This is a genomic window from Roseateles sp. NT4, assembly GCF_051857475.1.
Taxonomy (GTDB): Bacteria; Pseudomonadota; Gammaproteobacteria; order Burkholderiales; family Burkholderiaceae_C; genus Pelomonas.
In genome coordinates, this window is sequence record NZ_JBPZGZ010000003.1 from 375,618 (window position 1) to 399,648 (window position 24,031).

The 24,031-nt window shown below is 69.2% G+C and carries 22 protein-coding genes and 1 pseudogene; 11 read left to right on the forward strand and 12 right to left on the reverse strand.

Features of this window, described 5'->3' with window-relative positions; genetic code table 11:
• Positions 1–77: 77 nt before the first annotated feature.
• Together ACS5PN_RS20635 and ACS5PN_RS20640 are read left to right on the forward strand one after the other, a co-directional pair.
• Positions 78–455 (forward strand): VOC family protein, encoded by a 378-nt coding sequence (locus ACS5PN_RS20635; protein ID WP_439465892.1) that lies wholly within the window; start codon positions 78–80, stop codon positions 453–455.
• A gap of 31 nt (positions 456–486) precedes the next feature.
• Entirely contained in the window at positions 487–873 is a 387-nt protein-coding gene (locus ACS5PN_RS20640; protein WP_439465893.1) for a YciI family protein, read from the forward strand.
• Here ACS5PN_RS20640 and ACS5PN_RS20645 read toward each other — a convergent pair.
• The 3 genes and pseudogenes from ACS5PN_RS20645 to ACS5PN_RS20655 all read right to left on the reverse strand — a co-directional run bounded on the left by ACS5PN_RS20645 (position 870) and on the right by ACS5PN_RS20655 (position 3,800).
• Entirely contained in the window at positions 870–1,925 is a 1,056-nt protein-coding gene (locus ACS5PN_RS20645) for a serine/threonine protein kinase (protein ID WP_439465894.1), read from the reverse strand. The genes ACS5PN_RS20640 and ACS5PN_RS20645 overlap by 4 nt on opposite strands.
• A gap of 477 nt (positions 1,926–2,402) precedes the next feature.
• Positions 2,403–2,924, reverse strand: a pseudogene (locus ACS5PN_RS20650) (DUF2726 domain-containing protein); the annotation flags it as partial.
• Between the two features lie 69 nt (positions 2,925–2,993).
• On the reverse strand, positions 2,994–3,800 hold the full coding sequence (locus ACS5PN_RS20655; protein ID WP_439465895.1) for a GNAT family N-acetyltransferase: 807 nt from the start codon (positions 3,798–3,800) through the stop codon (positions 2,994–2,996).
• Between the two features lie 208 nt (positions 3,801–4,008).
• Here ACS5PN_RS20655 and rplM point away from each other — a divergent pair, with 208 nt between their 5' ends.
• The 4 genes from rplM (at position 4,009) to mdtD (ending at position 6,800) form a co-directional block, all read left to right on the forward strand.
• Positions 4,009–4,437, forward strand: a complete 429-nt coding sequence (rplM, locus tag ACS5PN_RS20660) for a 50S ribosomal protein L13 (protein ID WP_056203159.1) — start codon at positions 4,009–4,011, stop codon at positions 4,435–4,437.
• A gap of 9 nt (positions 4,438–4,446) precedes the next feature.
• A complete protein-coding gene (rpsI, locus tag ACS5PN_RS20665) occupies positions 4,447–4,839 on the forward strand; it encodes a 30S ribosomal protein S9 (protein ID WP_119043835.1) in 393 nt (130 codons plus the stop codon).
• A 100-nt stretch (positions 4,840–4,939) separates the two neighbouring features.
• Positions 4,940–5,305: an iron-sulfur cluster insertion protein ErpA gene (erpA, locus tag ACS5PN_RS20670; RefSeq protein WP_439465896.1), complete on the forward strand. Its 366-nt coding sequence runs from the start codon at positions 4,940–4,942 to the stop codon at positions 5,303–5,305.
• A 79-nt stretch (positions 5,306–5,384) separates the two neighbouring features.
• A complete protein-coding gene (gene mdtD / locus ACS5PN_RS20675) occupies positions 5,385–6,800 on the forward strand; it encodes a multidrug transporter subunit MdtD (RefSeq protein ID WP_439465897.1) in 1,416 nt (471 codons plus the stop codon).
• On the opposite strand, the gene ACS5PN_RS20680 is transcribed toward mdtD, so the two are convergent.
• Together ACS5PN_RS20680 and ACS5PN_RS20685 are read right to left on the reverse strand one after the other, a co-directional pair.
• Positions 6,797–7,912, reverse strand: a complete 1,116-nt coding sequence (locus ACS5PN_RS20680; protein WP_439465898.1) for an anhydro-N-acetylmuramic acid kinase — start codon at positions 7,910–7,912, stop codon at positions 6,797–6,799. The genes mdtD and ACS5PN_RS20680 overlap by 4 nt on opposite strands.
• Positions 7,890–9,275, reverse strand: a complete 1,386-nt coding sequence (locus ACS5PN_RS20685) for a M23 family metallopeptidase (RefSeq protein ID WP_439465899.1) — start codon at positions 9,273–9,275, stop codon at positions 7,890–7,892. Before ACS5PN_RS20685 ends, ACS5PN_RS20680 begins: the two co-directional genes overlap by 23 nt.
• 224 nt (positions 9,276–9,499) lie before the next feature.
• Between ACS5PN_RS20685 and tyrS the strand changes: the two genes are divergently transcribed.
• A complete protein-coding gene (gene tyrS, locus ACS5PN_RS20690) occupies positions 9,500–10,726 on the forward strand; it encodes a tyrosine--tRNA ligase (protein ID WP_439465900.1) in 1,227 nt (408 codons plus the stop codon).
• A gap of 6 nt (positions 10,727–10,732) precedes the next feature.
• Here tyrS and tehA read toward each other — a convergent pair whose 3' ends face one another.
• Positions 10,733–11,695, reverse strand: coding sequence for a dicarboxylate transporter/tellurite-resistance protein TehA (tehA, locus tag ACS5PN_RS20695; RefSeq protein WP_439465901.1), 963 nt, complete (start codon positions 11,693–11,695; stop codon positions 10,733–10,735).
• 183 nt (positions 11,696–11,878) lie between these two features.
• Between tehA and ACS5PN_RS20700 the strand changes: the two genes are divergently transcribed.
• Positions 11,879–12,352: a DUF6622 family protein gene (locus tag ACS5PN_RS20700; protein WP_439465902.1), complete on the forward strand. Its 474-nt coding sequence runs from the start codon at positions 11,879–11,881 to the stop codon at positions 12,350–12,352.
• A 22-nt stretch (positions 12,353–12,374) separates the two neighbouring features.
• On the opposite strand, the gene mddA is transcribed toward ACS5PN_RS20700, so the two are convergent.
• The 6 genes from mddA to ACS5PN_RS20730 form a co-directional block, all read right to left on the reverse strand.
• Positions 12,375–13,115: a methanethiol S-methyltransferase gene (gene mddA / locus ACS5PN_RS20705; protein ID WP_439465903.1), complete on the reverse strand. Its 741-nt coding sequence runs from the start codon at positions 13,113–13,115 to the stop codon at positions 12,375–12,377.
• 26 nt (positions 13,116–13,141) lie between these two features.
• The gene (locus tag ACS5PN_RS20710) at positions 13,142–14,119 is read right to left on the reverse strand and encodes an NADPH:quinone oxidoreductase family protein (RefSeq protein ID WP_439465904.1); all 978 of its coding nucleotides are present in this window, start codon (positions 14,117–14,119) and stop codon (positions 13,142–13,144) included.
• Between the two features lies 1 nt (position 14,120).
• Positions 14,121–14,579, reverse strand: a complete 459-nt coding sequence (locus ACS5PN_RS20715) for a PaaI family thioesterase (protein WP_439465905.1) — start codon at positions 14,577–14,579, stop codon at positions 14,121–14,123.
• A gap of 104 nt (positions 14,580–14,683) precedes the next feature.
• Positions 14,684–15,754 (reverse strand): alpha/beta fold hydrolase, encoded by a 1,071-nt coding sequence (locus ACS5PN_RS20720; protein ID WP_439465906.1) that lies wholly within the window; start codon positions 15,752–15,754, stop codon positions 14,684–14,686.
• Between the two features lie 57 nt (positions 15,755–15,811).
• Positions 15,812–17,410 (reverse strand): diguanylate cyclase domain-containing protein, encoded by a 1,599-nt coding sequence (locus tag ACS5PN_RS20725; RefSeq protein ID WP_439465907.1) that lies wholly within the window; start codon positions 17,408–17,410, stop codon positions 15,812–15,814.
• A gap of 186 nt (positions 17,411–17,596) precedes the next feature.
• Positions 17,597–20,929 (reverse strand): S41 family peptidase, encoded by a 3,333-nt coding sequence (locus tag ACS5PN_RS20730; RefSeq protein ID WP_439465908.1) that lies wholly within the window; start codon positions 20,927–20,929, stop codon positions 17,597–17,599.
• Between the two features lie 139 nt (positions 20,930–21,068).
• On the opposite strand from ACS5PN_RS20730, the gene ACS5PN_RS20735 reads away from it, so the two are divergent.
• The 3 genes from ACS5PN_RS20735 to ACS5PN_RS20745 are packed head-to-tail and all read left to right on the forward strand — an operon-like array spanning position 21,069 to position 24,027.
• Positions 21,069–22,601: a DUF4331 domain-containing protein gene (locus tag ACS5PN_RS20735; protein ID WP_439465909.1), complete on the forward strand. Its 1,533-nt coding sequence runs from the start codon at positions 21,069–21,071 to the stop codon at positions 22,599–22,601.
• A gap of 11 nt (positions 22,602–22,612) precedes the next feature.
• On the forward strand, positions 22,613–22,882 hold the full coding sequence (locus ACS5PN_RS20740; protein WP_439465910.1) for a hypothetical protein: 270 nt from the start codon (positions 22,613–22,615) through the stop codon (positions 22,880–22,882).
• The gene (locus ACS5PN_RS20745; protein ID WP_439465911.1) at positions 22,879–24,027 is read left to right on the forward strand and encodes a hypothetical protein; all 1,149 of its coding nucleotides are present in this window, start codon (positions 22,879–22,881) and stop codon (positions 24,025–24,027) included. The genes ACS5PN_RS20740 and ACS5PN_RS20745 overlap by 4 nt, the downstream gene beginning before the upstream one ends.
• The last annotated feature ends 4 nt before the right edge of the window (positions 24,028–24,031 follow it).

Below are 24,031 nucleotides of genomic sequence, written 5' to 3' on the forward strand. Positions count from 1 at the left end.
TGTATGTATATCCAGTATTTTCTGCCAATCGCTCAGCCAGTGCCGCTAGCATTTCATGCATCTTGTGGAGAGCCGCCATGCAACTCGCCCCGCTGATCTGCGTCCGCGACGTGCCCGCCAGCAGCCGCTGGTATCAACACCTGCTGGGCGCCCACAGCGGCCATGGTGGTGACGAGTACGAGCGCATCAACGACGTCGACGGGCGCCTGGTGCTGCAGCTGCACCGCTGGGACATCGGCCACGACCATGGGCCGCTGGGCGACCCTGAATTGCCGCATGGCAACGGCATGCTGCTGTGGTTCGAACTGCGGGATTTCGATGCCGCCGTCGCGCGGGCCGAGGGGATGAATGTCGACGTCGTCAGGCCACGGCGCTGGAGCGAGAACGGCAACTGGGAGTTCTGGCTGCGCGACCCCGATGGTTATGCCGTGGTGCTGACCAGCCCCTTGCCCTGATGATGCGCCCCGACTTGCAGGAGATTGCTTGATGCCGATGAATGACTATCTGGTGCTGTCCCGCGGCCAGTGGGATGCCGACGCCAGCCCGCAGGCCGTGCAGGCGGCTGTCGACGCCTTCTACGTCTGGTACGAACAGGGCCTGGCCCAGGGCAGGCTCAAGCCCGGCAGCCGCCTGGAGACGGGCTGCCGCGTCATCGCCAAGGGCGGCCTCATCACCGACGGCCCGTTTGCCGAGACCAAGGAATGGGTGGGTGGCTACTGGTTCATCGTCGCCGAGACGCTGGAGCAGGCCGCGGCGATTGCGGCCGAGAACCCCTGCCTGCAGTTCGGCCTGACGCTGGAGATCCGTCCGCTGGACGGCAGCCGCTCCGACGTGACCGTGCACACCAACGAGACGCCGGCGACCTGGCGTTAGGAGAAGCCGTCGCCGTCGAAGTCCACCACGTCTTCGTCCCGCGCCAGCGTGGGTGGCGCATCCTTGGGCTTCATCGCCTCCAGTTGTTCGCGCAGCTTGGCGACCTGGTCCAGCCAGTAGTTGGGCGTGCCGAACCAGGGGAAGGCGAGGGGAAAGGCCGGGTCGCCCCAGCGGCGCGCCAGCCAGGCGCTGTGGTGGATCATGCGCATCGTGCGCAGCGGCTCGATGAGGCGCAGTTCGCGGTCGTCGAATTCGGCGATCTGCTCGTAGCCGTCCAGCACGGCATTCAGAAGGCGGCGGGCGGCATCGGGCTCCTCGCTGGAACCCGGCAGCAGCATCCACAGGTCCTGCACGGCGGGGCCGGTGACGGCGTCGTCGAGGTCGACGAAATGCGGGCCGCGGTCGGGCGTCCACAGGATGTTGCCGGGGTGGCAGTCACCATGCAGGCGGGTCAATTGCAGGTCGGGCAGGCTGTCGAAGGCGGCCTGGATGGCAGCGATGCAGCGCTGGGCAGCGTCATCCCAGGTGGCGGCGATCTCGGGCGGGATGGCGTCGTTGGCCATCAGCCAGTCGCGTGCCGTCTGGGCTGGCGCGGCACTGGCCCAGGTGAGGCGCTCGGCAAAGGGCTTTTGGCGGCCGACGCCATGCAGGCGGGCCAGCAAGCGGCCTATCCAGCGCAGCACTTCCGGGTCTTCCAGCTCCGGCCCGCGGCCACCCTGACGCGGCGTGACGGCCAGGCGCTGACCCTGGTAGTGGAAGAGGGTGGAGCCGCCGTCCAGCGACCAGGGTGCGGCAACGGGCACCTCGGCGGCGGCCAGCTCGGCGGCGAAGGCGTGTTCTTCCAGGATCTGCGCATCGCTCCAACGCGCCGGGCGGTAGAACTTGGCGACGGCCGCACCGCCGTCTTCCAGATGCAGCATCAGCACGCGGTTCTCGAAGGAATTCAGCTGCAGCAGCCGGCCGTCGGCGCGCAGGCCGGCGGCATCGAGGGCGTCGAGCATGAACTCCGGCGTCAAGTCGCCGAAGCTGAGGTCAGGGGTCGCGTGATGCATCCGGCGAGTGTCGCCGGGATGGGCTTATCCCCTGCGCGGACGTTGGGTGGCGTAGCGCGGGGCATCGACGACGACACCGACGATGTCGTCCATCATGGCCTCCTCATCGGCGTCGTCCAGCACGGGCAGGCTGCGCGGGTTGTAGCGCGTCGTGTCGAGGTTGCGCTGGGGCAGGCGGCGCTGATGCTGCTGCGGCGCGGGCTGCGCCGGCATGCGGGCGGCTTGATAGCGCTGCTCGCGTTCGCGTTCCCGGTCGCCATAGCCTTCGTTGTTGTTGCCACCGAAGACACCGGCGTCCTGCCACAGCGGCAGGGGTTGGGAGAACTGGCCCCAGTCGCTGCCGAACTCGTCCTCGCCGCTGCTGGAGCGGCGGCGCGACAGGCCGGACGTCGCAGCCGGTGCCGGCAGCGGGCCGCGTGAGTTGCTGCTCTGCGGCACGAGCAGCTGCAGTTCGGCGACGCTGGGCAACTGGTCCATGGCGCAGCGCAGATAGCGCACGCGGCAGGCCGACAGCACGGCATGCTTGATCTGCAGGGCGCGAGACGTCACGCCGCGCTCGCCTTCCAGGTCGATGGCGGCCAGCACGCGGCCGTTGGGGCTGCAGATGGCAAAAGTGACGTGGGAGGCGCCAAGCAGGTCGAACCAGTAACGGACTTCCTTGGCCTCGGTCGGCTGGCAGAAGCGCACCAGGGGCAGTTTGGACAGCACCACGTGATGGGGCAGGGCCTCGCGCAGCAGGCGGAAGACGCGCCGCTCGTCGGTCGTGAACACCGGTCGTGCCGTGAGTGACCACTCCGCCGGCAGGCCTTTATTGGCGTACGCGGGGCGACGCAGCGCCCAGATCAGGCTGATGGCCAGACCCAGGACGCAAACAGCCAGCGCGGCGATCCAATAGATGGCGTACGGCATACCCTGCAGGGATTTCGGCGGATGACGCCGACCTGTTGGATTCGCGGCGCAATGGGCGGTCAATGTAAGCGCAACGTCCCCAAAAGACATTACTCGCTAGTCCTGATGCCCCCGTGCTCAGGGGATCAAGACGCTTGCAAATGCCTGTCAGGCCGTCATTTATTCCTTGGCGGCGCGTCCGGGAGATTCGAAATGGGCCTTGACCTCGGCCACGCTGTCGACGAACCCGCTGAGCACCTGGGCCTGGCGCTTGAACTGGAAATCCAGTTCGCCGAGATGACGCTCCAGGGCCTGTTCGACCTGGGAGCTGAAGGAGTCGGGCGGCAGGCGCAGCCAGGCGGCCGATTCGCCGCCGTCGCGCTCGACCAGGGCGCCGGCCGCCGCTGCGATGCGCAGCATGGGCCGGTTCTCGCTAAGGGCGTGGATGAAGAGGGTGTCGACGCCGCGGTTGCGGGCGTGCAGGGCAGCGGCATCGAAAAGCCGCCTTCCCAGACCCCGGCTGCGCGACTGCGGCAGCACGGAGACGCCGAATTCGGCCATGCTGCGGTCGGATTCGCTGCCGCCATTCAAGGGTGGGGCATAGGCCAGGTGGGCCAGTGCAATCAGGTGCAGGCGGCGGTTGAAGATGCCCAGCACCTCGTCGCGGGCGAAATCGATGCTCAGCGCATATTTGCGGATCTGCTCGTCCGACGCCGGGTAGCCGAAGCGCAGATAGCGGTCGTGGGGCTCCAGGGCCAGCAGGTGCTCGATGATGCGGCGGCGGTGGCGCCGCGCCAGGGACCGGATGGGCACCCAGGTCGACAGCCGCTCCAGTGCGGCCCGGGCGCTGGCCAGCGGGCCGACGATTTCGGCAGGGGCGGGGGCAGGCGGCACATTCGGATCCGGGCCGAAGGCCGACAGCTCGTGAACCCAGTCCGCCGTGAGTTCGGCGGGCGGATCAGGAGGGGCGGGCGGGGGGGTGGACATGTCGGGTCTGCGGATATGACAAGGTTAACGCGTCGAGCCTTTCCAAACCATCGGCGGCGCTGGTACACTCGTGGGCTTTTCCGTCAAAAGGCTGCGGGAAAGAACCGTGTTGAGAGGCTGCGCTTAGAAGCAGCACCGAGGCCGGGCAGTATTCAGCCATACATCGTCGGCCTTTCTTTGAGGGGTCGACACAGCGAAAGCTACTCTCATGAAGACCTTCAGCGCCAAGCCGGCCGAAGTGACGCACGAGTGGTTTGTGATTGACGCCACCGACAAGGTGCTCGGACGTGTTGCCAGCGAAGTGGCACTCCGTTTGCGCGGCAAGCACAAGGCCATCTACACGCCTCACGTCGACACCGGTGATTTCATCGTCATCGTCAATGCCGAAAAGCTCCGTGTGACCGGCAACAAGGCCACCGACAAGGTGTACTACCGTCACAGCGGCTTCCCTGGCGGCATCTACGCCACGAAGTTCAAGGACATGCAAGCCAAGCACCCCGGCCGCGCGCTGGAGAAGGCCGTCAAGGGCATGCTGCCCAAGGGCCCGCTGGGTTACGCCATGGTCAAGAAGCTGAAGGTCTACGCAGGTCCCACGCACCCGCACACCGCCCAGCAGCCCAAGGCTCTCGAGATCTAAGGAACGGCCATGATCGGAAATTGGAATTACGGTACTGGTCGCCGCAAGTCGTCGGTTGCTCGCGTCTTCATCAAGAAGGGCACGGGCCAGATCATCGTCAACGGCAAGACCATCGACACCTACTTCGGTCGTCAGACCTCGATCATGATCGCCAAGCAGCCCCTGCTGCTGACGAACAATGGCGAAGCCTTCGACATCAAGGTGAACGTGCACGGTGGTGGCGAATCCGGCCAAGCCGGCGCCCTGCGCCTGGGCATCACCCGCGCGCTGATCGACTACGACGCCGCCCTGAAGCCCGAACTGAGCCGTGCCGGCTTCGTCACGCGTGACGCGCGTGAAGTCGAGCGTAAGAAGGTCGGCCTGCACGGCGCCCGTCGCAGGAAGCAGTTCTCGAAGCGTTAATTCATACGCTTTGGACACAAAAGGCCGCTTCAAGCGGCCTTTTGTTTTTGCGCCGACAATCCCCATATTCGTCTCAGGACAGATTCACAGGAGCCTCGCCATGAGTGCCGTGCTTGATACCCCCGTCTCCGACATTCCCGTGCCTCTGGTCTTCACAGACAGCGCCGCCGACAAGGTGCGTGACCTGGTGGCCGAGGAAGGCAACCCGGACCTGAAGCTGCGCGTCTTCGTGCAGGGCGGCGGCTGCTCCGGCTTCCAGTACGGCTTCACCTTCGACGAGGCCGTCAACGAAGACGACACGCAGATGCAGAAGAACGGCGTGACGCTGCTGATCGACTCGATGAGCCTGCAATACCTGACCGGCGCCGAGATCGACTACAAGGAAGATCTGCAGGGCGCTCAGTTCGTCATCAAGAACCCCAACGCCACGACGACCTGCGGCTGCGGCTCCAGCTTCTCGGTCTGAGCACGACGCAACGCTGCTGAAGAGCCGCCCTTGTGGCGGCTCTTTGCATTTCGCGGCACCTCACTTGCCCCAGGCTCGCATGGACCAGGAACGCGATCAACGCATGCTGCTGTGGCTGGTGGCCCTCGGCTTCTTCATGCAGACGCTGGACGCCACCATCGTCAACACCGCCCTGCCGGTGATGGCACGCAGCCTGGGCGAGAGCCCGCTGCGCATGCAATCCGTCGTCGTCGCCTATTCGCTGACCATGGCCATGCTGATCCCGGCCACCGGCTGGGTGGCCGACCGCTTCGGCACGCGGCGCGTCTACGTCGGTGCCATCGTGCTGTTCGTCATCGGCTCGGTGCTGTGCGCGTTGGCGTCCAGCCTGACGATGCTGGTCGCCGCGCGCGTCGTGCAGGGGGCGGGCGGCGCGATGCTGCTGCCGGTCGGGCGACTGGTCGTGCTGAGGACCTTCCCGCGCGAGCGCTTCCTGCAGGCGATGAGCTTTGTCGCCATTCCCGGCCTGGTAGGCCCGCTGATCGGCCCGACGCTGGGCGGCTGGCTCGTCGAGGTGGCGTCCTGGCATTGGATCTTCCTCATCAACGTGCCGGTGGGTGTCATCGGCGCGCTGGCCACGCTGCGCTACATGCCGGTGCCGGCGCCGGTTTCCACGGGGCGTTTCGACCTCGCCGGCTATTTGCTGCTGGCCTTCGGCATGGTGGCGATGTCGCTGGCCCTGGACGGCCTGTCCGGCCTGGGCCTGCGTCAGGCCTCGGTGCTGCTGTTGATGATCTTCGGCCTCGCCAGCCTGACCGCCTACTGGCTGCATGCGCTGCGCCGGCCCGACCCGCTGTTTTCACCTCGGCTCTTCCAGGTCGGTTCGCTGCGCATCGGCCTGCTGGGCAATCTGTTCTCGCGCCTGGGCAGCTCCTGCATGCCCTTCCTGATCCCGCTGTTGATGCAGGTCGTCATGGGCTACTCGCCCGCCCAGGCCGGCATGATGATGCTGCCCGTTGCCCTGGCCAGCATGTCGATGAAGCGCATCACGACGCCGCTGATCATGCGACATGGCTACCGCCGTGTGCTGACGGTCAATACCCTGCTGGTCGGGCTGACGATGGCCAGCTTCGCCCTCGTTTCCCCGGGGCAGCCGGTGGTCATCAACGTCCTCCAGCTGGCCCTCTTCGGGGCCGTCAATTCGATGCAGTTCACGGCCATGAACACGCTGACCTTGAAGGACCTCGACCCCATCAACGCCAGCAGCGGCAACAGCCTGCTGTCCATGGTGCAGATGCTGGCCATGGGCATGGGTGTCGCCGCGGCGGGCGCGGTGCTGGCGGCCTTCACAGCCCACTTCGGCATGGATGGCGTGCAGACCCTGCAGACCTTCCGCGCCACCTTCGCCAGCATGGCCCTGATCACCATGGCCTCGGCGGCCATCTTCTGGCAACTGGACGCCCGCGACAGCGTGGCCGCGGCCGCCAACCCTGAGCAGGAAGTGGAAGCCGGCTAGGCGGGATACAGGGCGCCGAGCAGGCGCGGCCCGGCGGCGCCGGTGACGGCCGGCAGATTGCCCGGCTGGCGCGTGACGAAGCAATGCGCCAGCCAGGCAAAGGCCGCGGCCTCGACCTGGTCGACGGGCAGGCCGTGCTCGGCGCTGGTCTGCACCGCAACGCCGGGCAGCAGTTCGGCAAACCGCCGCATCAGCCGGCCGTTCAGTGCGCCGCCGCCACAGGCGATCAGCGTGCGGACGTCGGGCATCTGCGCCTTCAGCGCGTCGACGACGCAGCGAGCGCTCAGCTCCAGCAACGTGGCCTGCACGTCTTCGGCCGCCAGCCCGGGCGTCAGCCTGGCATCCAGCCAGCGCAGGTGGAAGAGGTCGCGGCCCGTGCTCTTGGGTGGCGGCAGCGCGAACCAGGGCTCGGCCAGCAGGGCGGCCAGCAGCTCGGGCAGCACCCGGCCGGTGGCGGCCCAGGCGCCGTCGGCATCGAAAGTCAGGTTGCGGTGGCGGGCGATCCAGCCGTCCATCAGGCAGTTGGCCGGCCCGCAGTCGAAGCCGCCGGTGCGTCCGTCGGCAAAGAGCAGGCTGAGGTTGCTGATGCCGCCGAGATTCAGCACGGCGCCGTCCTGGCCTCCCGTGCCGAACACGGCGCGATGGAAGGCCGGTACCAGCGGCGCGCCCTGGCCGCCAGAGGCGACGTCGCGGCTGCGCAGGTCGCAGACGACGTCGATATGGGTTTGCTCGGCCAGCAGGGCGCCGTTCAGCAACTGGGTCGTGTAGCCGTCGAAGCCATCCGGCCGATGGCGCACGGTCTGGCCATGGGCGCCGAGGGCGGCGACCTGGCTGCGCGTCGTGCTCGTGGCTTCCAGCAGCTGCGAGACGACATCGGCATAAGCGCGGGCCACGCCATTGGCGGCCAGGGCGGCACGGTGCAGCTCGTTGTCGCCGGGCGTGTTCAGCGCCAGCAGTTCGTCGCGCAGCGCGTGGGAGAAGGGGGCGTGCACATGGCCGGTGACGGCCAGCGCTTGTGCGTCGAAGAGAACCCCGTCAACACCGTCGAGCGAGGTGCCCGACATCAGCCCGATGTAGAGCCGACGAGCTTCAGTCAGCGGCAGCGACGCCATCCATGGTCTCGGCCACGGCCAGCTGGGTCTTGACGCTGGCGACGGTCTGCTGGAACTGCGACTTGGCGTAGCCCGGCAGCGTGACGGCCTCGGAGGCCTTGGCGATGGTGCGCGGGTCCATGTGGCGGCCGCCGACGCGGAACTCGAAATGCAGGTGCGGGCCGGTGGCCCAGCCCGTCATGCCGACGGCGCCCAGCTTCATGCCCTGCTCGATGCGCTGGCCCTTCTTGACGTCGATGCGGCTCAGGTGGGCATAGACGGTGCTGCGGTCGCCGCTGTGGCGCACCTGCACGACATTGCCGAAACCGTTCTGCCAGCCGGCCATCTCGACCGTGCCGTCACCCACGGAACGCACGGCCGTGCCGGTCGGCGCGCCGTAGTCGACGCCGTTGTGCTGGCGCCAGGTGTTCATGATGGGGTGCAGGCGCATCGCGAAGCCGCTGGTGATGCGCGAGAACTCCATCGGGCTGGCCAGGAAGGCGCGGCGCTTGCTGGTGCCGTCGAAGCCGAAGAAGCTGCTCTTGCCGGTGGCGCTGTCCTTGAAATAGACGGCCGAGTAGGTGCGGCCGTTGTTCGTGAACTCGCCGGCCAGCAGGCGGCCCACGCCGCCGTCCCAGGTGATGGCTTCACCGTCGGCCGTCAGCGTCTCGTAGACGATGCTGAAGCGGTCGCCCTTGCGCAGTTCGCGGTGGAAGTCGATGTCGCCCGAGAACATGTCGGCCATCTGCGATGCGATCGCGTCGGGAATGTTGGCGTCGTCGGTGGCGGCGAACAGCGAGGTGCGGATGCTGCCGCTGCCCAGGGCCACCTGGGCCTGCAGGGGCGCCGTCTCGGTACGGGCCGTGAAGCGGCTGCCATCGCGCTCGATGGTCAGGCGCGTGAAGTGACTCCCTTGCTGCTCGACCTTCTCGGCGGGCGAGCGCACGACGATCTTCTGCACCTGGCCGGAGGCGTCGGCCGTCAGGTGCACCATCTTGCCGGCTCGGCCTTGCAGCACGCGGCGGCCCAGCGGGTCGGTGCGCAGGAAGGCGGCGGCGGCCGGGTCGAAGGCGCCAGCGCGCTTGAGCAGGCTGTCGGGGGTGTCGCTGGAGCGCGTGGCTTCGGCGCGGGTCAGGCCGATGGCGTGCGCAGCCAGTTCATCGAGTTGACTCTCGATGTCGGGCGTGGCGAGCGTCTCGACCAGGGTGCGCTTGGGCAGGGCGGCGGCATCGGGGGCCAGCGGCGCGATGCCGAAGGCGGTCACGGCAAAACAGCTCAGGGCGCCCACGACGGACGCCGTCAGCGCACGCGGGTGCTTGGCGGCAAAGGCCTCGGCACGCTGCAGGCTGGTCTTGAGTTGCTGAAGGCGATACTGAACGGTCACTCTCGGTTTCCCGGGGTTGTCGCTGGGGCAATCCCGGCCGAGCCGGTTCCACGCGCAGGCCGCTCGTGGGCGGCCCTTAAAATCCCTGGATTGGTTGTGTTGAAACAACACCCCCAAAACGAAGGGTGAATTCTAACGGCTTTGTCCTACCCGACATGCCGGTTAACCCCGATGGATCAATAACTTAACAATTTTGTCCGGCTTGTGACCGGGCACGATGCCCCATGTCCGCTGCTGCCCAATTCCCCATCACCGATGCCGTCCTGGAGGCCCTGGCCGTCACGCGCCGCGGCGTGGACGAGCTGCTGCCGGAGGCGGAATGGACCAAGAAGCTGGCTCGCTCGGCGGCCACCGGCGTGCCGCTGCGCATCAAGCTGGGCCTGGACCCAACGGCGCCCGACATCCATGTCGGACACACCGTTGTCCTGAACAAGATGCGCCAGCTGCAGGACCTCGGCCACCAGGTCATCTTCCTGATCGGCGACTTCACATCCCTGATCGGCGACCCGTCCGGCCGCAACGCCACCCGCCCGCCGCTGACCAAGGAGCAGATCCAGGCCAACGCCGAGACCTACTACGCCCAGGCCAAGCTGGTGCTGGACCCGGCGCGCACCGAGATCCGCTACAACTCGGAATGGAGCGAGCCGCTGGGCGCGGCCGGCATGATCCAGCTGGCCAGCAAGTACACGGTGGCCCGCATGATGGAGCGCGACGACTTCACCAAGCGCTTCGCCGCCCAGACGCCCATCTCGGTGCACGAGTTCCTCTACCCGCTGATGCAGGGCTATGACTCGGTGGCGCTGAAGTCCGACCTGGAGCTGGGCGGCACCGACCAGAAGTTCAACCTGCTGATGGGCCGCCACCTGCAGCAGGAATACGGCCAGGAGCCCCAGTGCATCCTGACCATGCCCCTGCTCGAGGGCCTGGACGGCGTCGAGAAGATGTCCAAGTCCAAGAACAACTACATCGGCATCACCGAGCCGGCCAACACCATGTTCGCCAAGATCCTGTCGATCAGCGACGTGCAGATGTGGAAGTGGTTCGAGCTGCTGTCCTTCAAGTCGCTGGCCGAGATCGCCGCGCTGAAGGCCGAGGTCGAGGGCGGCCGCAACCCCAAGGACGCCAAGGTCATGCTGGCCAAGGAGATCACCGCGCGCTTCCACAGCGCCGCGGCGGCGGATGCGGCAGAGGCGGACTTCAACAACCGCGCCAAGGGCGGCATTCCGGACGACATCCCCGAGGTGCAGCTCAGCGGCGCGCCCATGGGCATTGCCCAGGTGCTGAAGGCCGCCGGCCTGGTCGCGTCGACGGGCGAAGGCCTGCGCATGGTCGAGCAGGGCGGCGTGCGCCGCTCCGGCGAGGTCATCGCTGACAAGGGTCTCAAGCTCGACGCCGGCGAGCATGTGCTGCAGGTCGGCAAGCGCAAGTTCGCGCGCGTCGTGCTGAGCTGAGCCTCGTCAGGGCGTAGGGGCGGGCGGCGGCAACAGCCGTCCCCGCAGCGCCGCCACGAGAGTCGCGATGAACAGGCTCACGACCAGCACATTCGCCACGATGAACAGCACCGGCGCCAGCATGGCGAACACCCGGTCGTCGCCGCGGGCGGCAAAGCGCATCGTGCCGGAAGCGATGGCCGTCGCGCCGAAGGTGTAGGCCCAGTAGCCGGCCGTGAAGGGCTGGCGCACCCAGGGCGTCAGCCGCAGCACGGTCAGGGCTTGCACGAGGGCGTAGCCGAGCAGCCCGTGGGCGATGAGGTCCGGCGGGCCGGAGGTGACGGCGGAATAGGCCAGCAGCGCCACGGCCGGCGGCGCGGGCTGGATGCCGAGAGTCGGCCGCAGCGGCAAGGGCAGCGGCTCGGCGGTCAGCAGGCGGCTCACGATGACCGACTCCATGGCCAGCCAGGCCAGCACGCCGGCGCCGAAGAACAGCTGCCCCAGCTCCGGCCAGCCCAGGGCGCCCGCGGCCATGGCCGACACCAGGCTGGCGGCGACCGTGGGCAGGTAGATCACCGGCGTGGTGGCGTTGACGCTGCGCCCACCGCGCCATAGGCCGCCGTGGCGCCAGGCGCCGAACACCAGCGCACCGATCGACCCCGCCGTGCACAGCGCGACTCCAACGGGGCGTGAATGTGGAAACGCCGCCATGCCGACCAGCATGGTCGTGACCGGCAGCAGGGCCACGAAACAGCACTGGATGGGGTGCTCGATCTCGGCGCGCGCCTCGGCGCCATGGCGCAGCCACTTCAGGCCGTACAGCAGCACCAGCGTCACCCAGACGGCCGCGGCCACCGCCATTACGGCCTCACCTGCCCAGGCGGGCAGGCCCCACAGCCGCGCCGCCGCGCGCCAGTCCGTGCCGAGGCCCGCCAGGCCCAGCACCATGCTGAAGAAGGAAGCCGGGATCACCCAGCGACGTGTGCTCATCCCGTCCCTCACTGTTCTGCTGTCTGCTCGGGGCGCCATTCTGGCGATTCGGTGGCCGCTCCGCACCGTTCACGACCACCGGTCGCGATTCACGGCCCGCCCTGTCGATTCGTCGCAAGCGGATCGCGCCGGGATCGAGGCGACAGCACAGTCCGCTCCATCGCAACGCAACGGAGAACCCCCATGACTGCTTCCCTCCCCGTCTGGCCCTTCTTCCTCCTCGCCGGTCTCGTGATGCTGGGCTATCGGCAGTCACGTGACCGTGTCGTCCAGCCCGGCACCCTCGCCAAGGTGGCCCTGGTCATGCTGGCCCTGTCGCTGTATGGCGTCACCGCGGCCTTCGGTGCGCACATGGTGCCGGTGCTGGCCTGGGCGGTGGCCTTTGCCGCGGCGGTCTTCTTCGGCGGCCCGCTGCTGGCGCCGCGCGGTCTGGCCAAGGAAGGTGCCGCCGTGCGCATGCCTGGCAGCTGGGTGCCGATGGGCCTGATGCTGGGCATCTTCATGACCAAGTTCGGCCTGGGCTTCGCCACCGGCATGGGTGCCCATGTCCTGCAGGAGGTCTGGTTCGTCGCCGCGGTGAGCGCGGTGCTGGGCCTGTTCAGCGGCGCCTTCGCGGCCCGTGCCACGGCGGTGCATCGCTTCTTCCGCGCCGCCTGAGATCCCGAACCCGTCAAAAGGGCTAGTCGCCGCGGCGGCGCAGTTTCGGGAACAGCATGCCCACCTGCCGGCGGTAAGCCAGGTAGCGCTGGCCGAACTGCGCGACCAGGTCGCGCTCCTCGAACCAGATGCCCACCAGGATGTAGCCCGTGCTGGCCGCTGCGAACAGCGCGTGGCCGGCCGTCATCCGCGGTGTGGCCCAGAAGGCGAGCAGGAAGCCGACGTAGATCGGATGGCGCACATGCCGGTAGAACAGCGGCGTGCGAAACACCGGTGCCGCGATCTGCTGCCGGCGCAGCTGGGCCCAGGGCTGGCGCAGCCCGAACAGCTCGAAGTGGTCGAGCAGCCAGGTGCTGATCAACAGCACGGCCCAGCCGGCCCAGAACACCGCCTGCAGCGCCAGGCGGCCGGTCGGGTCCTGCACCGACCACAGCAGCGGTGCCGGGATGGCGCGCCATTGCCACAGCAGCAGCGCCAGCACCGCGCTGGCCGCGGCCACGAAGGTGGCGCGTTCCACCGACTCGGGCACCACGCGGATCCACCAGCGCTTGAAGCCGCGCCGCGCCATCACGCTGTGCTGCACCGCGAACAGTCCCAGCAGCGCGAGGTTGACGAGCAGGGCCTCGGCGAGCGGCGCCGTGGCACCGTCGTCGATGGTCCTGGGCCACCCCGGCAGGTTGCCGACGAAACCGATCGCGCCGACGAAGGTGACCAGGGAGAAGGCGTAGGCCGCGAGGGCGTACAGCATGGCGAGCCAGGGCATGTCGAGAATCTCCGTCGAATCAGCGTTCAGCGCAGGCGCAGCACGATGCGGCCCTGTACGCGCCGGTCGCGCAACTGGGTCAGGGCGTCGTCAAACTGCGCCAGCGGCAGCGCCGCGGCCACCTGGGGGCGCAGCCGGCCCTCGGCCACGAGCTGCATCAGCTGCGCGTCGGCGCGGGCGCTGGCCTCGGGGTGGCGCATGGCCCAGGCGCCCCAGAAGGCGCCCACCAGGGAATAGTTCTTCAGCAGCGGCAGGTTGGCCGCGAGCGAGGGAATGGCGCCGCTGGTGAAGCCGATCGTCAGCAGCCGGCCGCCCCAGGCCATCAGGCGGGACATGGTGGCGAACACGTCGCCACCGACGTTGTCGAAGCACACGTCCACGCCCTGGCCGTCGGTCAGCGCGGCGATTCGCGCCTTCAGGTCTTCCTCGGCGTAGGCCACCACGGCGTCGGCGCCGCGGCTGCGAGCCACCTCGGAACGCTCGCTGGTGCTGACCCCGGCAATCACGCGTGCGCCGAGGTGATGCGCCAGGTCCACCGCTGCCAGCCCGACGCCGCCCGCAGCGCCGCTGACGAAGACGGTCTCGCCCGGTTGAAGCCGGGCGCGCTCCACCAACGCGTAATGCGCCGTGCCGTAGGCGTAGCGCACGGTGCAGGCGGTCTCGAAGTCCACCCCGGCGGGCAGCGGCGTCACCTGCGTGGCCGGTGCGAGCATCTGCTCGGCCCAGGCGCCGGTCCAGCCGCCGCAGGCGACGCGGTCCCCCGGCTGCAGGTGGGTGACGCCGGCGCCAACCGCGCGCACCACGCCGGCCGCGTCGCTGCCCGGTGTGTAGGGCAGGGGCGGCCGCATCTGGTAGCGGCCCTGGGCCATCAGCAGGTCCATGAAGCTGACCGCGGCGGCGTGGACGTCCACCAGCACCTCGCCAGCGGCGGGCGTGGGCGAGGGCAGCTCCGCCAGCGCAAAGCGTGGCGGGTCGGCGTAGTCGTGGCAAAGGACGGCGCGCATCTCAGGCCTCCTTTAGCCGCACGACGACCACCTCGGCCGTTGCGCATTCAACGTCGCCCTGCAGCACCCGGCAGGTGACGGTGCTGCGCCGGCCGCTGTGCTCCACCACATGGGCCCGCAGTTCCAGCGGTTGCTCGATATCCGCGGGCCGCAGGTAGTCGACGTTCAGCCGACCGGTGACGAAGGCTGGCGGCGATGCGCCGGCGCCGAGAGCGATGCCGTGGTCGCGGCAATGGGCGGCCATGGCCGTCCAGACGGCGTGGCAATCCACCACCGAGGCGATGGCGCCGCCATAGACCACGCCGGGGTGGCCGATGTAGTGCGGCGGCGGCTGCCAGCGGCACACCAGCTCGTCGCCCTGCCAGCGGCTCTTGATCTGCAGCCCGTGCTCGTTGAGCGTGCCACAGCCGAAACACTGCACCTTGAGGGCGTCCTGCAACGCCGGTCCTGCATCGTCCAATTCAGCCTCCCGTCGAGTGAGGAGACTGTGGCGCGCGGGGCCTCGTGTCGACAAGTCGGCGCCCTACGGTAGCGCCCGGCCCGCCTACCGGGCGATCACGGTAGTCAGTCCTGCAGCAGGCGCAGCCGCGTGGCGCGGTGCACGGCCTCGGCGCGCGTGCGGCAGCCCAGGGTCTTCAGCGCGCTGGCGACGTGCATCTCCACCGTGCGCGGGCTCAGGCTCAGTGCGCCGGCGACCTGCTTGTCGGTTTCGCCGCCGGCGATGCGGCGCAACACCTCGGTCTGGCGCGGCGTGAGCCGGGGTGCGGGTGCGGCGGGCTCATGCCCGGTGCCCAGGAACTCGCGCACTTCGCGCAGAAAGCCGGCGAAGGCGGGCTCGGTCGGCAGCGGGATGTGGTTGCGGCCCTCCAGCGGCACGAAGCGGGCGCCGGGCACCAGCGAGGCCAGACGGCGGCCCTGCTCGAAGGGCACCATCTGGTCGTCCTTGGGATGCAGCAGCAGCGCCGGGCAGCGCACGCGGCGGGCGGCGTCCTTGACGTTGATGCCGTAGAGCGAATCGAGGTAGCGCGCCGCCACGTCCGGCGAGCAGGTCTCGCGCTGCAGCTTGTCGAAGGCGGCCCATTGCTCGGGCGAGGCATCGGGCAGGAAGCGCGACACGAACACCTGGCGGAAGGCCGGCGAGCTGTTGCCCCAGCCCACGGCGGCGAGCTCGCGCATCAGGTCGCCCTCGCGGCGCACGGCCGGGTCGGGGTGGCTGGTGCTGTAGTAGGACGTGGCGAAGCCGCCGAACAGGATGAGGTTGCGCACGCGCTCGGGATGGCGCGCCGCGTACTCGACCGCCACGCCGGCGCCGCAGGTGAAACCCAGCAGCGTGAACGGCTCGTCGCGGCCATAGGTGTCGGCCACCGCCTCGAGGTCGCGCACCCAGGACTCGAACGACAGATCGTCGACGCGGCGCTGCGACAGCCCGCAGCCGCGGGTGTCGTATTCCACATAGGTGTGCGAGGCCGAGAACTCGTCGATCAGCGCGTGCTGGATGGTGCCCGGCACGACGGGATCGATGTGGGTCAGCCAGGTGGCCGCCTTCAGCACCAGCGGTCCTTCGCCATGGCGGGCGGCAGCGATCTGCACGCCGTCGGACGATGTGATGAAGCGGATGTCGCTGCGCGTGGCCATGGAGTCCCCTGCGCAAAAGTCTAGCGCGAGGCCGATTGGCGGCCGGTGTCGCGCGTCTCAGGCGGCCGTGCGCCGCTTGTCTGCGTACATCCGCGCGTCGCTGCGATGCAGCAGGGCCTGCATGGATTCGCCCTTGCGCCCCTGCTCCAGGCCGACACTGATGCTGACCTCCAGGCCCGGCGCGAAGGCCTGCCAGTCATGGTCGCGGACCGCCGCCTTCATGCGGGCGCAGATCTGCTCGGCCACCGGCAGCGTGGCGTGCCCGAACAGCACCACAAATTCGTCGCCCGCGAGCCGGGCGACGAAATCGCTGCTGCGCACCGAGCTGGACAGCACGTCGGCGACGACCTTGAGCACCTGGTCGCCGACCTGGTGCGAGAAGTTGTCGTTGATGTGCTTGAAGCGATTGACGTCGATGAGGGCCACGCAGGTCGGGGCATCGTCATCGCCGGACGCGGCGCGCACCGTCAGCTGCCGGTCCAGCGCGCGCCGGTTGGGGATGCGCGTGAGGCAGTCCTCGAGCGACAGCCGCTCCAGCATGCGCGAGCGGGACTCGAGCCGCTCGATCTGGTTGGCCGAGGCACGGGCCTGCAGCTGCCATTCCCGGGCGCGATCCCGGCTGTCGAGGGCCTCGAGGCGCAGCGCCTGCTCCCGCTGGTGCAGCTGGCGCAATTCGTCGGCCTCGATACGATTTTCTCCGCGCGCACGGGCCAGCGTCGCGACCAGTTGATGCCCCAGGCAGGCCAGCGACTCGTGCTCGGCCTCCGCAGCGGCTGCCACGAACTCCCGGCCCAGTTCCAGGGCCAGGTCGGTGTCGCCGCAGGACCAGGCCGCCTCGGCCTCGAGCCAGCGCCGCAGGCCGGTCAGCCAGCTCGCCGCGCCCGGGCGTGCGTTCCAGGCGTCGCACCACAGCAGCTCTGCGGAGGTGGTCTGCAGATCTCCCACCCAGGCGGCGGCCAGTCCGCGCAGCAGGTGCAACTGGGTGCGCATGGGGGCCGTCGTGCCGGGCAGCAGGCCGTCGTCACCATGGCGCTCGATGATGTCGGTGCAATCCGTCAGCCGCGCGTTCAGCTGATAGACGAAAGGGGCGTTGCCAGTGTCGAAGCGCAGCGTCACGCAGCGCACGGCCTCCAGCAGGGCGAGATTGAGCAGCGGCTGCAGCGGACTGGCCGACGGCTCATCGGCGTGGACGAGGTCTGCCGAGCGCTCGAAGGCCGACTCAGCCCGCGCGAAGTCCCGGCACCAGAGCAGTGCGATGCCGAGGGCGTTGTGGGCCAGCGGCTGCAGGTGGGAAGGCGGCAGCCCTTCGGCCAGCGACACGGCGAGCCGGGCGCTTTCCACGGCCTCGTCGACCTGGCCGAGGTCAGCGGCGGTGTGCGACAACGTCGTCAGCGCCATCACCTCGCCGGGGAGATCCCGCGCCTGCTGCAGCAGGAGAGCGGCGGACTGGCTGTTGCGCTGGGCGCGCCGCAGATAGGACAGCTGCCGGTCGCAGTCGGCGAGGCAGGCCAGGGCCCGGCCCTCGTCCAGTGCGTCGCGGCTGCTCTGCGCTTCTTTCAGGACTTGCCGTGCCAGATAGGTCGCCTGATCCACATCGCCGACCTCCAGGGCTTCATGGGCCCGACGGAGGGCGATGTCTTCCTTGCTGTGCGTCAATGCGGCCCCTCCTCGAGTCTTGTGATGCGAACGCAGCCGTGCCCGCGCGGCCGCGTGAGGGGCTGATGGTGCCGCGTATTGAGGCTGTTTCAGCAGCGCCGCGAGTCGCAAGCGTCGATTGCTGCACGGTCGGCGGCGTTCGGCTCGCCCTCCATGCAAAAGGGAGGCCGCAGCCTCCCTTGTTGCTCAGGGCTTTACCGGCCGCAGATAGGGCCCCGGTTTGACCTCCTTGACCGGCTCGGCGGCGATGCGCCGCTTCAGCTCGGCAAGTGCCGCCTCCAGCTGCGCGTCCTGCCCCGCCGCCGTGGCGCGTGGCGGGTTGTCGACCTCGATGTCCGGCGTGACGCCGACGCCTTCGATGAGGAAACGTCCCGAGGCGTCCATCTGCCCTGTCTCGGCGGCACGCATGATGCCGTTGTCGAGGAGGCGGTTCTGATCGGACAGCCAGACACCGGCGCCCGAGCTGCGCTTGCCGATGACGGGGCCGAGCTGGAGGCGCTTGAAGCCTTCGGCGAAGGTCTCGCCGTCGGAATAGGTGTCCTCGTTCATCAGCATCACGGTGTGGCCGCGGTAGACGTTCTGCATGTTGGCGTAGACGGGGGCGCCGCCCGGCGAGCGCGGCTGCCAGAAGGCCCAGGCGCGGCGCAGCAGCTTCTCCAGGATCCAGCTGTCGATGTTGCCGCCGTTGTTGTAGCGCACGTCGATGATGAGGCCGTCGCGGTCGCTGGCGGCGTAGAACTCGCGCACGAAGTCGGCGATGTCGGCCGGGCCCATGGCGCGCAGGTGCACATAGCCGATGCGGCCCTGGCCGGTCTGCTCCACGGCGCGCGCGCGGCTGAAGCGCCAGTCGTTGTAGCGCAGCTGGTTCTCGCGCAGTTGCGCCACCGGCGTGACGATGCGCTGCATCGTCTTGCCACCCGCCTGCTTGACCTCGACCAGCACCTGGCGGCCGGCCTGGCCGCGCAGCAGCTCCAGCAGATGCGGCGCATCCGCGGTGGGGCGGCCATTCACGGTCGTGATGACGTCGCCGACCTTCAGGCCGAGGCCTGGTGCGGCCAGCGGCGGGGCTTCGGACGGCAGCTCGGGGTCGGCCAGGTAGATGGCGTCGATGCGCCAGCCGTCGGGCACACGCGAGAAGCGGCCGCCCAGGCCGGCCAGGCCGGGCTCGTCCGGCGCGGGCCGCGTGTCACCCGCACCGACCTGGCTGTGCAGGGCGCCCAGCTCGCCGACCATCTGCGCCATCAGCTCGGCCAGCTCGAAGCGGTCGGTGACGCGGTCCACCAAAGGCTCGTACTTGGCGCGCATCGCCGTCCAGTCGACGCCGTGCATGGCCTTGTCATAGAAGTGGTCGCGGTGCAGGCGCCAGGCATCGGCAAACATCTGCTTCCACTCCGCGCGCGGCTGGGTGGCGATCTGCCAGTCGCTCCAGCGCACTTGCAGCTTGCTCAGGTCGGTCGGCAGCTTGGGCGCGGCCTCGACGATCAGCACCTCGGGCGCGTTCTGGCCCTGGTTGCGCACCACCATCAGCTTCTTGCCGTCGGCACTGATGTCGTAGTTGCGCACATCGCTGGCCAGCACCTCGGCCGGGCCGCCCTGGTTGTCGATGCCAATGGACTTGAGCTGGCTCTTGCCATCCAGGTCGCGGTCCAGGAACCACAGCCGCTTGCCATCGGCCCGCAGATCGCGATAGCTGCCGGAGGCTACGGGCAGCTCGTACAGGCGCTCGGCCAGGCCCTCGAACTGGATGGCCGGCTTGCCCTTCTTGTCGGCGGCCGGTTTCTTGTCCTTGTCATCGGGCTTGCGTTCGGTCGGGGCCTTGTCGGTGGCCTTCTTGTCTTCGGCGCGCTGTTCGTCCGCCTTCTTGTCATTGGCCGACTCCAGTTCGTCCTTGGCGGCGAAGGGCGAACGCAAACCGGGCTGCAGGGCCAGCGCATAGAGCTTGGCGCGGAAGCCGAAGAAGGGGCCGGTGTTGCGGTCGCCCCAGGGGCTGCCGCCGCCGGTGGTGGCGAAGTTGCGGTTGGATGAGAAGTAGAGCCACTGCCCGTCGGGGCTGAAGGTGGCGGCGGCGCTGTCGTAGCGGTCGCTGGTCAGCGTGTGCGTGCGGCCATCGGCCGTGTTGTAGAGCTGCAGCTGGCCGCGGTCGGGCTGGCGCAGCGACAGCGTCCAGGCCAGGGCCTGGCCGTCGGGGCTCCAGCCCTGCAACTGCGGCGGCTCGCCCACCGTGCTGCGGGCGATCTCGCGCGTCGTCCGGGCCTTCAGGTCGGTCAGGTAGACGGCGCCCTCCTTGTCGGTGTGCGCCAGCCAGCGGCCATCGGGCGAGGGCAGCAGATCCCGGCGCTGGGTCGTTGCACCGCTGGTGATGCGCTCGGGCTGGCCCGTGCCATTGGCGGCGAAGCGCCAGATCTCGGTCTCGCCGCTGAAGTCGCAGGTGGCGAAGACGCTCTTGCTGTCGCTGCTGAACTCGCCCTTCTTGCAGCGGCCGTCGGCGGGCTGTGGCAGTTCGGCGCGGCGCAGCGCCTGCACGCCCTGCGTGGCGAGGTGGCCCCGCGCCGCCAGCAGCACGCGTTCGCCGTTGGGCGCGAAGGCCGTGTCGGTCAGGAAGTCCTGGGGCTTCTTGATCCAGCGCTCGCGCTGCTGGTCGAAGTCGCCACCCAGGCTGATGTCGAGCTTCTGCGGCGCGCCGGATTGCGACAGGTCGACGAGGTAGAGGTCGGCCCCCACCGCGTAGATTACCCGCGTGCCGTCGATGGACGCGTGGCGGATGTCCCAGCCCTTGTGCGTGGTGTGCTGGCTCAGGTTGCCGCCCTGGGCGTCGACCGACCACAGATTGACGGTGCCGTCGCGGTCCGACAGGAAGGCGATGCGCTCACCACCCGCTGCGCGATAGGGCATGGGGCGGCGGTCGTTGTTGCCTTCGGCGACCAGCGGCCGGGCCTCGGCATTGCCGCCCAGGTCCAGCGACCACAGCCGCGAGATGGCGCCGCCGCGGTACTGGCGGGCGTTGTCGCCGCGCAGGCCGCTGCGCGTGAAGTAGAGCGTCTTGCCGTCGGCGCCCAGGGCCGCGTCGCTGGCCTGGCCGACCGGCAGCTGGCGGCGCTGGCCGGTCTTCACGTCGATGGCGAAGAGCTGGGCACCGGGGCGGGCATCCAGGCCGGTGTAGAGGACTTCGCCCGCGGCCGTGAAGCCCCAGACGCGCATGCCGCCGCCTTCCCAGGTCAGCCGCCTGGGCACGCCGCCGGCGGCCGGCATCAGATAGATCTCGGTGCCGCCGTCGTACTGGCCCGTGAAGGCCAGCCACTGGCCGTCGGGCGAGACGGCAGGCTGGTTTTCCTGGCCCGCGTGCGTCGTCAGCCGCTGGGCTTCGCCGCCCCTCGAATTGACCCGCCACAGATCGCCCTCGGCGACCAGATAGACGATGTCGCCGCGCAGGGTGGGCTGGCGATAGAAGCCGCTGGTGCCGGCCCAGGCGCTCGTGGCGCACAGGACCGCGGCGAGCGCGGCAAGACGGAAGCGGGTCATTTGGCTCTCCTGATCAGGGCCGCCATTGTGTTGCTAGGGGGATGGGAGGCGATTCGTCACATCGGGTGAATCCGGGGGGCGACTGGCCGCGTAACACCCGCCAGATGCCAAGCCGGCATTGCCCCACAGGATGCCCTCGATGAATGCTCGTCTCACCCGCAGCGCACTGGCGACGGCGCTGCTCTGCCTGGCCGCTGGCGCCCAGGCCTCCAGCCATCGCGAAGCCCCTTTCATCACGACCGTGCCCAAGGTCGATGCGACGGACTTCTACATGTTCAACAGCTACGAGAACGCCCGCGCCGGCTACGTGACGCTGATCGCGAACTACCAGCCGCTGCAGGACGGCTACGGCGGGCCCAACTACTTCTCGATGGACCCCAACGCGCTCTATGAGATCCACATCGACAACGTCGGTGACGCCAAGGAGCACATCACCTTCCAGTTCCGCTTCAAGAACACGCTGTCCAGCAGCGGCGCCGGCACTTCGCTGAGCGTGGGCGGCAAGATGGTCAACATCCCGCTGATCCAGTCGGGCGCGGTCGCCAACGTCAAGGATGCCAACCTGCAGCTCAACGAGAGCTACACGCTGACCGTGGTGCGCGGCGACCGCCGCAGCGGCACGGCCCAGGCGGTCGCGCATGCCACCAGCGGTGCGACGACCTTCGACAAGCCGGTCGACAACATCGGCAAGAAGACCATCGCCGACTACGCGGCCTATGCGGCCAAGCATGTCTACCCCATCACCATCCCGGGTTGCACCACCCAGGCCAAGGTCTTCGTCGGCCAGCGCCAGGACCCGTTCGCCGTCAATCTGGGCACCATCTTCGACCTTGTCAACGCGCCGGTCTCCGTCATCACCGACCCGTCGCTGATCAATGCCGCGCCCAACACCATCGGCGACAAGAACGTCACCACGCTGGCGCTGGAAGTGCACAAGGATTGCCTGAAGTCCGCCACCGACGACGTCATCGGCGGCTGGACGACGGCCAGCCTGCGCCAGGGCCGACTGCTCGATCCCAAGCCGGGCTCGGGCCACCAGGCCAGCGAGAAGGCCGGCGGTGCCTGGGTGCAGGTCTCGCGCCTGGGCATGCCCCTGGTCAACGAGGTCGTCATCGGCCTGAAGGACAAGGACAAGTTCAACAGCTCCAAGCCCTCGGGTGATGCCCAGTTCGCCGACTACGTGACCAACCCGACGCTGCCGGCCCTGCTGGAGATCGCGCTGGCCCTGCCCAACACGGCGCCCAGCAACTTCCCGCGCAACGACCTGGTCACGACCTTCCTGACCGGCATCAAGGGCGTCAACCAGCAGAAGACCGTGACGGCCTCCGAAATGCTGCGCCTGAACACCGCCATCCCGGCCGTGCCCTTCGGTCAGCAGAACCGCCTGGGCATCGTCGGCAACATCCTCGCCGGCGGCTCCGACAACGCCGGCTACCCGAACGGCCGCCGGCCCAAGGACGACGTCGTCGACATCTCGCTGGTGGCCGTCATGGGCGGCCTGTGCGTGGCCAATGGCGATACCGACAAGCTCGGCTTCGGCGCGGCCTGCAAGCCCAGCGCCGTGCCGCTGGGCGCGACCAGCTTCAAGCTGCATGACGCGGTGGACCAGGCCGTCGTGCCGCTGCTCAGCAGCTTCCCCTACCTCAACACGCCCATCCCGGGCACCAAGTGAAAGGGGCCGCCATGTTGACCCGCAAGACTGCCGCGGTTGCCGTTGGCGCCGTGATCGCGCTGTCCGCCTGCGGCGGCAGTGACAGTGACACTGAAATCATCAGCCCACCGCCCCCGCCGCCGCCCCCGCCCACCGCGGTGCCCGACAGCGCCGTGGCTTCGTCCACCGCACTCGTCGCCTACCTGAAGGCGCAGAAGACCGATGACGAGACCACGGAGGCCTTGACGCTGCCGACGGTGACGGTCTCGGTCAGCGAGACCGAGGAACCGCAAACGCTGTGAAGCTTCTGCTGGCACTGCTGCTGGCGCTGCCGCTCACGGTCTTGGCCGAGCCCTTCGTGCCGAAGGACGACGCCGAGATCGTGCAGCGACTGCCCTACCGCATCGACGCCGCCGAGCGCGCGCGTCGTGCGGCCTTGGCGCGCGACCCGGCGCAGTTGCCGCTGGCTGTCGTCACCGCACGAGCGGCGCTGCAGCGCGCCCGCGTGCATGGCGACCCCCGCGAGCTCGGCGCCGCGCAGGCGGCACTGGCGCCCTGGTGGCGCCAGGCCGACGCGCCCGCCGAAGCCGTGCTGCTGCGCGCCCGCGTGCTGCAGGCGCGGCACGAATTCGAGCCGGCCCTGGCCGAGCTGAAGCGCCTGCTGGCGCGCAGCGAGCTCACGCCCGACCAGCGCGCCCAGGCCTTGCTCGACGCCGCGGCCCTGCACCAGCTGCGCGCCGAGCTGCCCGAGGCCCGCGCGCTGTGCGAGCAGCTGCATCCCCTGGCCGCCGTGCCGGCCACGGCCTGCCTGGCCGAGCTGGCCAGCCTGTCGGGCCAGGGCCCCGCCGCCGAGCAGACCCTGGCCCAGCTGAGCCCCGGCCGCTCCATGGCGCCCTGGCTGGCGCTGATGCGTGCCGAGCTGGCCGAGCGCCTCGGCAACGAGGCCACGGCGCCCGCCCTCTACCGCGCGGCGCTGGCCGGCGAGGACGAGGTCTACACCCGCGCCGCGCTGGCCGACTGGCTGCTGGCACGCCAGCGTGCGGCCGAGGCGCTGGTGCTGGTCGAGCGCAGCGCCGATGCCGAGGCGGACGCGCTGCTGCTGCGCCAGGTCATTGCCCTGCGTCAGCTGGGCCGTGATGCGTCGGTGCCCGCCGCCTTGATGCGTGAGCGGCTCGCCGCCGCCGACCGCCGCGAGCCCGGCAAGCATGCACGCGAGCGGGCCCGCTTCGCCCTCGACGTCGAGCAGCAGCCGCGTGAGGCCTTGCGCCTGGCCCAGGTCAATTGGGCGATGCAGCGCGAACCCGTCGATGCCGTGCTGCTGCTGCGTGCCGCCCTGGCCGCCGGCCGTGAGGGCGATGCGGCGCGCCAGGAGCTGGCGCGGGCGCTGCGCGCCAAGGGGTGGCAGGATGCACGCCTTGCCGCCCTCGACCGGAGCTTTGCGCTGTGATCCG